Below are 12165 nucleotides of genomic sequence, written 5' to 3' on the forward strand. Positions count from 1 at the left end.
ACGACTACTCAATCTTCATTTTGCTAACCTGCCATGCTGAACGCGAGTAATAAATCTGATTATTCAACTCAGGAAGACTGTCATAGGGGTATACAATGAATGATGGGCCTTTATCGCGGATGCGCATATATTCGCCATTGATCTTTAGGGCAAGTATGGCGTTGTATTTTTTAAAGTCGCTTAGAGGGATCACGGTAGAGTAATCATTGAGCGCAATAACATTAACGTTAGTTCCCTTCGCACCCACATAATCCATGAGTTTATTCATGGGAACACCCTCAAACTTCGTACGACCGTTATACCAGGGAGATGTCGTCTCGAAACTCACCACACCCAGTTTTTCAAGGCTGGCGAGATCAAACACTGCTTTTCCATTTTCATTGGTATTTTCTATATTACCGTAAATCGTTAAAATGGGTTTACCAACTGGTTTTGGCAGTTCGCCAGCCCAGGTTACACTTTGTACGAGACAGCATAACAGCAGTAGGGTTAATCGCATTTTGGCCTCCACTTTTTAACAGAAGTATAAGAATTATAATTTAGATATCACACTAGTTTATATATTTTGTTGAGTACTAATGGTTTTTAGAATTTTTACTGATTTAATTTCAATTAAATCAATCGCTTAGTGATTGGTGTTGAGAGGGTGTAGGACACTCTGACGACGCTTAACTTTTTGAGAAAAGCTAAAGTTGCTTGCATAAGCTCTCATGTGTTTAAAAAATGATCGCTTTAATTGATTGTAATCATCTTACACCACTGATTTTACCCGTGATGAAACGGCGAGCGTGCAACCGCTCAGCATGGGTATCGCCCTCCTACAAGCGGTGCGGCCGGCGCTGTGCACAATTCGTCCACCTCACGTGAAAAGCCACTGGTTACGCAGCTCCCGACGGGATGAATACTATCCTGCCGGTTTGCGCGGGCAACACGCCTGCTAAAAACGTTAACGCCTGCAGAATGAGTTTTTTCTTATGCCATGGCAGAAAATGTAAATAATGAAGAGAAGGGGGTGTGAGATATTATCGATGAGATCGTCAGTTTACGGTTTCAATCTGTGTCTGAATAATTGCCTGATTTTTGGACGCTTCTTCCGCTGGGAAGCGTCCACTTTTTTCTGCCAGCAAAATGATATATGTCCGGCATGTTAAAAATAGCGTTTATTCACTTTTTTGACGCAGGAGTCCTCTGTGCTATATGTAAACCTACTAAAATAGCGATCATTGTTCCCATATAGAATTGACCCATCACCGCTTCAAGCATCGCCAGATTACGTGCAAAAGGATGTATTGCCAGAATATCTCCATAGCCAAGGGTGGTTAGCGTGGTGAGGCTGAAGTAAAGCATCGTTTCAATTGAGTTATCGTCCGATATTCCTGTATATGCATCTGGAATGAATCCCACCAGTAAACAGTCCAGCAGCGCAAACAAAAGTGAGATATTCAGATAGATAACCATGGCGCCGCGAATGCGATGCAGCGTCACAACACCCTCATCGAAAACCTGTTTCGCCACAATCCAGCTAACGTTGAGACAGAAAAAAATCCCTGACAGGAGAACCAGTACTCCTGTGGTTTTGTGCGTGGTCGTTGTTGACCCGACGGCCAACCCGACCAGACAAAAAGAAAAACTGAGGATAGCCAGATACCTTTTTATATCCTTCGAAACAATGAATACCGAAATCAAGGCCATTGCTGAGAACAGCGCATTGTTAAGCCAGTGATAGTTTTTATGTTCGCTCTCCGTAACGGGTGAAATGATAAAAATGGTTAAAACCTGCAGTATTAGAAGAATGGTAAGACAAACATCCTTATAATCGCTATTCTTTTCAATAAGACATTGAAAGTCACTCATTTTCATGATGTTAACCTGAATTTAGAGTTTTTATATATGTCACATCCGGAATGTTAATCAGCCGGGATACGGCTTGTGGCTTATTTCGTTATTTGCCTGATGGTTTCAAATCAGGAAGCCCGTCAGCCATGTTCTGTCAGGATGATTTTCAGGTAATTGTTCAAGGATATGAATTAACGTATTCTGGTTGTCCTGTCCGCTGTTGATAAATCTAAAGAAATTGCTGTCACATTTGCTTTTGTGATATTGCATTTTATAGAACTCTTTTTTTCTTAAAAAAGTACGTTCTAGCCAGTTGAACTTTTTTATTTCCCTTTCAAGGTATTTCATTTCGGAAATTGAAAGGAATATTTTCTTGTACAGAATATCCCGGCTGCCCGGCGTATATGATTTACTGTCCATCAGATTTTCTCTGTTTTTTTGATACTCACGTCCTTGTGCTGAATAAATATCAGTGTCCTACAGACGCGGCATCCACCACGCGCGAAGGTTTAGGTGCTAATGCAATTGCAAATGCAGCGATAAAAAATATCACGCCGATCGACATCATCAGATTATTAGTCGACAGCATCATGCTCTGGCTGTTTACCATCTTGTCAAAAAGCTCGCGCACAAATTGTCCACCTTGCTGAGGGGCCGAACTAATGTAGTGCGAAAGATCGCCAGTAGGGTCGACGACGGACGCCAGTTTGTCATGTGCTATATAGCGCTGGTCCTGCCATGACGTCGTTACGAGCGATGTGGCAAACGCACCCGATAACGTTCGAACAAAGTTCATTAGCCCCGCGGCTGAAGCCATTTCCGTTTCATCTACAGAGCCCATTGCAAGCCCCGTAATAGGGACATAGTACAGCGGCATGCCAACGCCCATGAATAACAAAGGTACGCAGATGGACCAGTAGTCCATATCGGTCGTCGCATAGGATCGCCAGAAGGTGTCGAGACCCAGCCAGGCGCAGCCAAAGAAGATAAGAATGCGCGGATCGATTTTGTTAGAAAGGTTAGCGGCAACCGGAGAAAATACCACCTGCAGAAGTCCGCCCCAGGCCACCACAATCCCTGCCCATGTTGTTGTATACCCTAAGTTATATTGTAGCCACAAAGGCGTGAGGACATTCAGACCAAAAAAACATCCAAACGCGAGTGCGAGCACAAACATGCTGGCCGAAAAACCGCGATGGCGAAACACTCTGATATCGACGATCGGATGCTCAGCGGTCAGCTCCCAGATGCAGAAACTTAAAAAGCCAATACAGGCAATAATCGCCAGAACGCAAATTTCCTCTGAGGCAAACCAGTCAAGGTCTTTCCCTTCATCGAGCATGATCTGCAGGGCACCAACCCAGATCACCAATAAAATAAACCCAACGATATCAATAGAGTTATTAACCAGCGTATCTTCGAAGATTTTCAGTACTGACCACGCCACGACTGAAAAAGCGATTGCCATCGGAACGTTGATGATAAACACCCACGACCAGCTGTAATGATCGCAAATCCAGCCACCCAGCACCGGGCCTATTACGGGCGCGAGCAATGTTGTCATCGCCCATAGTCCCGTCGCCTGCATGGATTTTTCTTTCGGGAAAATACGCAGCAGTAACGTTTGTGATAAGGCCATCAGGGGGCCTCCCGCCATGCCCTGAAAAACCCTCATCAGCAGCAGCATTCCCAGCGAAGTGGAAAGGCCGCAAAGCAAAGAGAAAATACCGAACATGAACACGGAAACGGAGAAAACGCGCACGCCGCCGAACCGTGTGGTTAACCATCCTGATAGCGGCACCGTGATGGCTTCAGCCACGGCATAGGCCGTTATGATCCATGTGCCCTGGCTGGTTCCTGCGCCCAGGGCACCAGCCATGTTGGGTTGAGTGACGTTTGCAATGGTCATGTTGAGCACGGCTAAAAAGTTAGCCATTGCAAGTACCAGGGCACCAATCCATAACATACCGCCTTTCAGCGAAGGCGGCTGATTATCGATAACTAATGTAGACATGGCCTGGTTTCCGTTATTCACTTTTTAAGTTAACTGTCGCTTTCATGGACAGACCAACCCGCAACGGATGCGCTGCAAGCTCATCAGCATTGAGTTTGATGCGCACCGGCAAACGCTGAACAACCTTAATCCAGTTACCCGTTGCGTTCTGCGCAGGAATAATTGAAAACGCTGCGCCGGTGCCGCCATCAAAGCCTTCTACCGTTCCATGGAAAGGCACGCTATCGCCATACAGATCGCTTACCAGTTCTACCTTCTGTCCCACTTTTACATGCTGGAGCTGAACTTCCTTGAAGTTGGCATTGACGTGAATTTGCTGCACCGGCACCACGGACAGTAACGGTGTGGAAGGCTGGACGCGTTGTCCAAGCTCGACCTGGCGACGAGCAACCACGCCATCGACAGGCGAACGGATCACGGTTCTTTCCAGATCCAGTCTGGCCTGATCGCGCTTGGCTCTGGCGAGAGCAACTTCCGGGTTGGTTTCGGTATTTGCATCCTCAATCATCACGGCATTCGCTTGTCTTGCACCCACCGCCGCCTGTCTTGCCGCATCTGCTTGCGCCACGGCGGCTTTAGCGGCATTCAGGTTTGCCAGTGCGGAAGCATAAACGTTTTGAATACGCGTCAGTTCGTCGCCTGAAATCGCGCCCGTCTGCATTAACGCTTCGCGTCGCTTGAGGTCAACCGTCGCGCGCTGGAAGTCAGCGTTTGCGGCATCAACCTGGGCCAGCAGGCGTTTTTGCTCTTTTTCATTCGCCACAACTTCTGCGCCGAGTTTTGTGTCGGTGGCCTTATATCCATTTACCCGCCGAATGGCCAGGTTCAGGTTTGCTTCCGCCTGATTAAGCGCTAACTCTGCGTCAGTAGGATCCAGCTGGATCAGAACATCGCCTTTTTTTACCACCTGAGAATCCGTGACCAGGATGGCACTGACCGTACCGGTGATCGCGGAAGAGAGCTGAGCGGACTCAACATCGGTATAGGCGTTATCGGTTTCAACATATCGGGAACCCACTAATTCCCAGTATGCGAACGAGCCTGCGCCAGCCAGCGCTATGCTTAATGCGAGATAAGAGAATAAACGTTTTCTTTTTTTCTTTTTGATATCGGATGATTCAATATTTTGATTTTCAATAGCTGCAGAATGACTCATTTTATTTCCTTTCTTTCCACTATTTAGTAATTAACCTGGTGTTAAAAAATCACTGTTTGCTCGAGGTATATCCGCCGCCTAATGCGCGCGCTAATGCGACGTCAATCGTAAAGGCGCGAGAATTTACATCGGCTAATTTTCGGCGGGCCGCGACCAGCTCATCTTCCGAGGACAACACGTCCAGATAATCAGCGACCTTTCCTTCATATCTTTGTTTGGTGAGGGAATACGCTTTTTCTGCCGACGTGACTGCTCCCTGGGAATAAAGCATCTCGTCTTTAAGAGAGGCTCTGCTGGTGAGCGCATCGCTCACTTCCCGAAGTGCATTCGTTAACGTGTCGTTATAAACCTGCACCGCAATGTCATATTCACCGCTGGCGTATTTCAAATCACCCTGGAGCTTCTGCGTATTAAATATTGGCAACGATATGGCTGGGCCAAAGCTGCCAATTGCTGAGCCACTCCGGGTAAGGTTGTTAATACCCAGTGACTGGAACCCGGCAAAGGCAACCAGATTAACGCTTGGGTAAAAACCGGCTTTTTTCTGTTTGATTTGCTCTGCTGCCGCCTCGGCGCGTAAACGCGCCGCGACAATATCAGGACGGCGACCAATCAGATCCAACGCAATATTCGGAGGAAGTTCCTCATGCGCTAAAAGCGTTGCCTTAGGCGCGGTGATTGCCAGCGATCTGTCAGGCCCATCGCCGATCAGTGCCGCGAGCTCATGTTTTTTGATCGCAATAGCTTCATCTATTGCCACCAGGTTTGCTTTTGCGTTGAGTTGACGCGTCTCGACCTGTTGAAGGCTGGATAAATCTTCAAGCCCCGCGTCATGTCGTTGCTGGAACAACGCGAGCGTACTGGTTCGTATAGTGAGGGTGTCGTTAAGCGTTTCGCGAACGGTGTATAAATGCGCCAGCTCCGCGTAAACGGTAACAATAGAAGAAGAGAGCACCAGTCTTGTTTGTGCTTCTTCCGCTACAGCCGCCATTTCACCAGACGTCGCAGCCGCGAGCGCTGCGCGGTTTTTACCCCAAAAATCAATTTCCCAGCTCATATCAAGCGTGGTGCGCCCGTAGCTGTTCCAGTTTTGAGGCGTTGCGCTTTCAGGCGTCACATAGTTGTAACTCATTTTGTCCCGCATAAAGCTGGCGTTTGCGGTGACCTCAGGGAAAAGCGAACCGCTCGCGCTTTGCGTCATCGCCTGCGCCTGCTTCACGCGAGCTTCGGCGATGTTAAGCGTAGGGGAATTTTTAAGCGCGTCATCAATCAGCCCGTTGAGCTGCTCGTCACCGTATTTCTTCCACCAGTAATCTTTCGGCCACTGGCCGTTCTGGTGTGGGAAACTTTGATCGCTTTTAAGTTGTGAGACCGTCTTCATAGACGGTGGGGTGCCAAGATCGGGGATTATGGCGCATCCGCTCATACTGATGGCGGAAATGACAACACAGCCCATCACTATCCTGGACCGGGTTAAACCGGAAATGCGACACCTCGGAAGTGTCTCCTGAAAACCTTTCATCAGTACGCTCATCATGCTGTTCATAGAGTAGTCCAAATACAGTACCGTACAGTACGGTACACTTTATATCTTGACTTCTGAGCGCCGTCAAATGAAAATGTACTCGTCAGTACGATTACGAACCCTACTATCTGACGTGATTCCGAAATCAGAGAACAAAAAGTGTTGGCCCCGGCCAGGCACCTAAACTAACGAGGAAACATATGGATAAAAGAGCGCTTAAACGGCAACAGATTCTGGAAGTCGCATCCGGACTGTTTCGACAAAAAGGATTTGATGCCACATCTATCTCAGAGATTAACGCGATTGTTGGTGGCTCAAAATCGACAATTTACAGTCACTTTTCTTCGAAAGAAGAGCTATTTGTAGAATGCATGTCTTCAGAAACTGAACAGTATATAAAGAGCATGACTATTGAAACTGCGGGGCAGGTGCGCCTTTTCAGAAAATCACCACAGCTGGTCATCGAGCAATTTGCCGTTGCCTTTTTACGCTATATTTGCTCTCCGGATATTGTGGATTTGCAAAGATTAATGATTTCCGAGGCCGGAAGATCGGGTATCGGAGAATTATATTATGCGCGAATGCAAAAATTGCGTTCAAATGTTTCGGCGCTTTTTACCGATTTAATGAATCAAAATATTTTAAGAAAAGATGATCCTGTGCTGGCGGCTGAGTATTTTCGTTCTCTTCTCCAGGCCGACATACTGGAACCCTTGCTTTTAAAAGCAAGAAAGGATCAGCCTGACGAAAGTGAAATCGTCATGAAGGCGCAAGCCTCCGTTAATGCATTTATGAAACTGTATGGTCCTGAAAAAATTGAAGATGTAGCAAAGACATCTTTATAAAATACAGTAAGTGTTCTTTCACCCTATTATTAGGGTGATTTTTCTTTTGGGAATATTTATTTTCAATTGTCATTGGATGACTTTGCCAGCGGCCTTCTTGTAAATAAAATTTCGTGGATACTTATGTGTATAAAGTTTACTCTCTTAAAAGATCGTGAAGCTGTAATTAAGTCTCTTACTCACTGGATTGACTCGAATTTATACCGGCCCATTACCGTTTTAGATGTGGCGCGGAAATCCGGTTATTCACTGGCTTACATTCAACGGAACTTTCGCCAGGAGTGTGGCATAAGTATAGGTCTCTATATCCGAAGCCGGAAACTTGAAAAGGCCGCGCATATGCTCAGACATACGCAGCTCTCTGTTTCAGATATATTCACGATGTTAGGATACGAGGAGCCGTCAACATTCAGCAGAGCGTTCTCGAATCAATATGGGCTCTCCCCAACCAAATACCGCGAGCAGGCTAAAAAAAGTCATTACATGAATGGATTGTCGATGTTGATTACTGAGGTAACGCGCGACTAATCCTTTGAAGCACTGAGAGGCAAACGCCATAAATCATAGCATTCCTCTCCGGATTTAATGGCTCCCGCGAAGTGGTCATTGAGGCTACTCGAGGTAAATATTAGATCCCCATTCGGACGGATTGCCGGCGTGTCTGGCCAGTGGACGTCTTCGCTTGCTGCAATCAGCGACATGGAAAGGGTATTAGGATCGTATCTGACGATACCATTGCGTGTGACATCGGTAATGTAGAGGTTACCTTTTTCATCTGTCACAATACCGTCGGTATTGCCACCCACTGTACCCAAATCGCGGATCTGTTCGGTGATTTGCGCATCGGTTGAAGCTGGCTGCCTCAGTATCGCGGTTGGTACCGCAGACCCTGCAAGAATGACAAGGACGTGCCCACCATGAAAAAAGAGCGTTATTCCTTTTGGATCCCACTCATCGCGGGCGGGATAGTACTGATATCGGGTTTTGTGGTCTGGTCTGTCAACGTTTACCGCGTGACATTTCTTACTATCCGCGGGGAGCATGTCCTTGCCTGTGGAGCGTTGCTGCTGGCCCTTGTTCTGATGGTTAATTTCATCAGAAAGGGGAGACTGAAAAGAAAACGCCTTGCTGACGCGGTAAAAATCTACCTCGGCTTCTTCATTTGCAGCCTGCCGGTTGCCACGTTTGTGGTCTTTACAACGGCCTGGCTACTGGATGGGGACTATTCGGCCTGGAGCAAACCTTACCGGTATGAATCCAGTACCCGCCACAGCTGCTCGGGTGCGGCAGTCTACGAGCCGGAATTAAAAAAAGAGATCCGCATCTGTAACCCGCAGGGTGATTTTTATGCCGATACCACCCTGTACGTGGAAAAGCGGAGTAACGCACTGGGGATCGTGGTGCTTTGGGCTATCACGCGCTCCTGAACCAAGGGAGGGGATTGGCGCGATAATCCGCTAACCCGCCTCCAGCATCCCAAAGCTCACAATCCGCGCGCGGCCCAGCTCTTTCGCCCGGTACAAGGCCACATCCGAGGCGCGCAGCAGGTTGTCAGTCTGGGCATGTTGCGGGTAGCTGGCAATGCCAATCGACACATCCACCGGCCCAATCTCGGTCAGCCCGTAGCGAAGCGACAGCTCATGCACGCTATTGTAAATCTTCTGTGCGCAGGCGTGCGCCTCTGGTTCATCGGCACCGGGAAGCAGCACCAGAAACTCCTCTCCCCCGTAGCGGAATGCGAGCCCGTTATCATGTGCGGCCCGCTGAACAATTGACGCCACGCTTTTAATCACCTGATCGCCCGCTTCATGGCCGAAGCGGTCATTGATGCTCTTGAAGTGATCGATGTCGATCATCATGCAGCTTAACGGCTCGCCGGTACGCATCGCCTGTGCCGTTTGGGTTTGCAGGGTATCTTCCAGATGATGACGATTACGCAGGCCGGTGAGCGGGTCGAACAAGGCTTTTTCCAGCAGCGCGTCGCGCAGACGCTGGTTGGCCAGCGCCAGCCCGAGCGCTTCGGCCATCAGTTCCAGATACGCTCGGGAAGGGGCGTTGTCTGCCGTAATATTCTGGAAGGAGAGCAGGCCAATGGCCTCGCCCTGGGCGATAAGCGGCACGCACAGCGAGCTATCCGCCTGGGGGGGCGGAAGATGATAGCAGGCGATATCCGGCTCACCGTTTACCGGCGGGTGGCTCTGCCCGCGGCGTACGGCCCAGCACTCGTCAGGGTGGAAGCTCGTCTCTTCACCAACCGGTGAAAGCCATTGCGCGACGCAGCGCATCTGCCACGGCTCCCGGTCAAGGACGTAAAGTCGGCCCGCGATCCCCGGCGCGATATTAGGCGCAAACAGCTCCGCCACGTTAATCACATCGTTAAAGTTCTCACACCCCTGCAGCCGCTGGGTCATGCGCGCCAGCAGCTCGCGGATGGCCCAGTCGGCATCGCGTTCTCTTTCCAGACGCTGTCGCGCCAGGCCGTTTTCGCGGAAGATGCGGATGGCCTGGGCCATATCGCCAATCTCATCAATCTGGTTGAAATTGGGCGTTTCAACCGCGTAATCCTGGGATGCCAGACGGTGCACCACGTCGCTCAGGCGCACCACGGGACGCAGCACGCGGCGCTTCAATATAAAGCCGAGAACAAACAAGAACAGCAGGGCGGTCAGGCCGACCATCAGCTCAGAGGCCGTACGCAGCGCTTTCGATTTTTTTGTCGCGTCCTGAACGGAGGCGATGACGCGTTTGTCGAGTATCTGGCGGAAGTGATCGATCTGGTTCTGCGCGCGCTCCAGCTCCTGCTCATAGGGCGCACCGTAGAGCAGCGCAACGGCTTGTGCGTCTTCTCCTCGTTCAAGGCTCGAGAGGGCGGTTTGCTGTTCGTCCTGCAGCTCATCGATAATTTTTATGCCTTCGCGCAGCAGGGACAGCTCATCATCCGATGCGCCGTTGTCCCGCAGCTTTTCAAGCCGGAGTTCAACGCTCTTCAGGTTGTTTTCTGACTGGCTATATTCCTTTAACGTTTGCGGATCTTTTTTGATGACGTAAAGGCGTGCTAAATCCGACTGCGCCCAGGCATCGGTTTCGATATCTTCCGTAAGCTCATCAAAACGCTGGCGTTGTTCAACGGCCTGACGTTCAGCAGTGTCAGCACTGGACGCCATCAGCATGATAATGCCGGAGGCGATGGTCAGGCAGACCGTGGCACCATAGGCCCAGTTTGTAATCGTTGCGATTCGCACCTGATGATCCTTTTACGACATGAGTAGGATGGCGTTCTTTCAAATTATAGAAAACGTTTGATTTAAGGCGAAAAAAAAGGCGGCACAGCGCCGCCTGGTGTGGTCTATATCGTCACATCCTCACAATTCTGGAGGATTTTTTCCTTCTTCGATGAAGTCGGGGTCCAGCTCTTCGGCGTTACCTTCGTGATCGCGCCCTGAGAAGAGGTTCCAGCAGGCGATAAACAGCGCGGCAATGAGCGGCCCAATCACAAAGCCGTTAATGCCGTACAGCTCCATGCCGCCGAGGGTGGAGATCAGAATCAGGTAGTCCGGCATTTTGGTGTCTTTCCCCACCAGCAGCGGGCGCAAAATGTTGTCCACCAGCCCGACGATAATCACGAAGAAGCCGACAATAAACAGCCCTTGCCACAGCTGGTGGGTGGCAAACAGGAAGATGGCGGCGGGCACCCAGACTATCGCCGAGCCGATGGCGGGCACCAGTGAGAGGAAGGCCATCAGCGCGCCCCAGAGCACGCTGCCGTCAATACCGGCAATTGCAAACGCAATCCCCCCGAGGATGCCCTGAACCACCGCCACCGCCGCCGTACCTTTTACCGTGGCACGCGACACGCCGACGAATTTGGCGAACAGGTGCTGCTTGGCGAAATCAGACAGCGGCAGGGAGTCGAGGATTTGGCGTACCAGATACGGGCCGTCTTTCAGCAGGAAGAACAGCAGATAAAGCATGATGCCGAAGCTAATCGCAAAGCCAAACGTGCCCTTGCCAATCAGAAACGCGCTGCCGGCGAGATATTGCCCGCCCTGCAGGGCGACGTCGGAGAGTTTTTTCTGGATCTGCGCCGCGTTGGTCAGGTTGTGATCCGCCAGGAAGCCGCTGGCCCAGTCAGGCAGATGGTTGAAGATGCTCGCCACCACTTCCGGAAACTGGGTGTTGTTCTCCTGGAGCTTCGTGTACACCATGTTCAGCTCAATGGCGAGCGAGGAGAGGATCACCATCAACGGGATAAAGACGATCAGGCAGATAATGCCAATGGTCAACAGCGAGGCAAGCCCGTTGCGATCCCCCAGCGCGGCGCGCAGCCTGTTTTTTACCGGGTTGAAGATGACGGTCAGAATGGCGGCCCAGAGTATCGCGGAGAAGTAGGGCGACAGCACGTCGAAGAAGGCCCAGGTCACAAGGGCGAGAATGAAGATAAAGAAACCTTTGGTCAGTCCGTTAAAGCGCATCAGTCAGTCCTGGTTACTAAGAAACTGTGTCGACTATAGAACTGATTGTGAGAATTACCAACCTTGCGCCGGTTAGCGGCTGCGCCTTAACCGTCCTGCGGGCAGTGTTGCGGTATGAATCTGCTCTTCACGGATACCACTTTCGACTGACCGAAGATCGCCTTTTCCCGCACCATGCTGTAAGTATCTGCTTGCGGAGGTGCTTATGGCCTGGCGTCCGATTCTCTATGTGATCCTCACCACCCACCCCAGACTCAGCGCGAGGCGTGCCCGTTTGCGTCTGGTCATCTAGCTTTTTATTAACAATCGCGGTATAA

Annotated in this window: 12 protein-coding genes; 3 read left to right on the forward strand and 9 right to left on the reverse strand. The window is 50.0% G+C overall.

Translation table 11 applies throughout. The annotated features are described in order from the left end of the window. Nucleotides 1-4: 4 nt before the first annotated feature. The 6 genes from BJ885_RS00395 to BJ885_RS00420 form a co-directional block, all read right to left on the reverse strand. The gene (locus tag BJ885_RS00395) at nucleotides 5-499 is read right to left on the reverse strand and encodes a molybdopterin-dependent oxidoreductase (RefSeq protein WP_045356353.1); all 495 of its coding nucleotides are present in this window, start codon (nucleotides 497-499) and stop codon (nucleotides 5-7) included. Between the two features lie 665 nt (nucleotides 500-1164). Then, nucleotides 1165-1860, reverse strand: a complete 696-nt coding sequence (locus tag BJ885_RS00400; protein WP_029739726.1) for a potassium channel family protein — start codon at nucleotides 1858-1860, stop codon at nucleotides 1165-1167. Nucleotides 1861-1959: 99 nt separating this feature from the next. Continuing rightward, nucleotides 1960-2256: a hypothetical protein gene (locus BJ885_RS00405; protein ID WP_029739727.1), complete on the reverse strand. Its 297-nt coding sequence runs from the start codon at nucleotides 2254-2256 to the stop codon at nucleotides 1960-1962. Nucleotides 2257-2305: 49 nt separating this feature from the next. Then, a complete protein-coding gene (locus BJ885_RS00410) occupies nucleotides 2306-3850 on the reverse strand; it encodes a DHA2 family efflux MFS transporter permease subunit (protein ID WP_047742743.1) in 1545 nt (514 codons plus the stop codon). 13 nt (nucleotides 3851-3863) lie between these two features. Then, nucleotides 3864-5006, reverse strand: a complete 1143-nt coding sequence (locus tag BJ885_RS00415) for an HlyD family efflux transporter periplasmic adaptor subunit (RefSeq protein ID WP_047648609.1) — start codon at nucleotides 5004-5006, stop codon at nucleotides 3864-3866. Nucleotides 5007-5055: 49 nt separating this feature from the next. After that, a complete protein-coding gene (locus BJ885_RS00420; protein ID WP_121930946.1) occupies nucleotides 5056-6552 on the reverse strand; it encodes an efflux transporter outer membrane subunit in 1497 nt (498 codons plus the stop codon). Nucleotides 6553-6731: 179 nt separating this feature from the next. Between BJ885_RS00420 and BJ885_RS00425 the strand changes: the two genes are divergently transcribed. Both BJ885_RS00425 and BJ885_RS00430 read left to right on the forward strand, forming a co-directional pair. Next, entirely contained in the window at nucleotides 6732-7376 is a 645-nt protein-coding gene (locus BJ885_RS00425; protein ID WP_048975098.1) for a TetR/AcrR family transcriptional regulator, read from the forward strand. 123 nt (nucleotides 7377-7499) lie between these two features. Next, nucleotides 7500-7904: a helix-turn-helix domain-containing protein gene (locus tag BJ885_RS00430; protein ID WP_121930947.1), complete on the forward strand. Its 405-nt coding sequence runs from the start codon at nucleotides 7500-7502 to the stop codon at nucleotides 7902-7904. On the opposite strand, the gene BJ885_RS00435 is transcribed toward BJ885_RS00430, so the two are convergent. Further along, nucleotides 7901-8311, reverse strand: coding sequence for an L-dopachrome tautomerase-related protein (locus tag BJ885_RS00435; protein WP_310886297.1), 411 nt, complete (start codon nucleotides 8309-8311; stop codon nucleotides 7901-7903). The two genes, BJ885_RS00430 and BJ885_RS00435, sit on opposite strands and share 4 nt — an antisense overlap. Here BJ885_RS00435 and BJ885_RS00440 point away from each other — a divergent pair. After that, entirely contained in the window at nucleotides 8294-8803 is a 510-nt protein-coding gene (locus BJ885_RS00440; RefSeq protein WP_121930948.1) for a hypothetical protein, read from the forward strand. The genes BJ885_RS00435 and BJ885_RS00440 overlap by 18 nt on opposite strands. Nucleotides 8804-8833: 30 nt before the next feature. On the opposite strand, the gene BJ885_RS00445 is transcribed toward BJ885_RS00440, so the two are convergent. Then, on the reverse strand, nucleotides 8834-10618 hold the full coding sequence (locus tag BJ885_RS00445) for a sensor domain-containing diguanylate cyclase (RefSeq protein WP_121930949.1): 1785 nt from the start codon (nucleotides 10616-10618) through the stop codon (nucleotides 8834-8836). 120 nt (nucleotides 10619-10738) lie between these two features. Further along, nucleotides 10739-11848 (reverse strand): AI-2E family transporter, encoded by a 1110-nt coding sequence (locus BJ885_RS00450; RefSeq protein WP_029739734.1) that lies wholly within the window; start codon nucleotides 11846-11848, stop codon nucleotides 10739-10741. Nucleotides 11849-12165: the final 317 nt, after the last annotated feature.

It is taken from the genome of Enterobacter sp. WP_7_1, assembly GCF_003688535.1.
Classification (GTDB): domain Bacteria; phylum Pseudomonadota; class Gammaproteobacteria; order Enterobacterales; family Enterobacteriaceae; genus Enterobacter; species Enterobacter asburiae.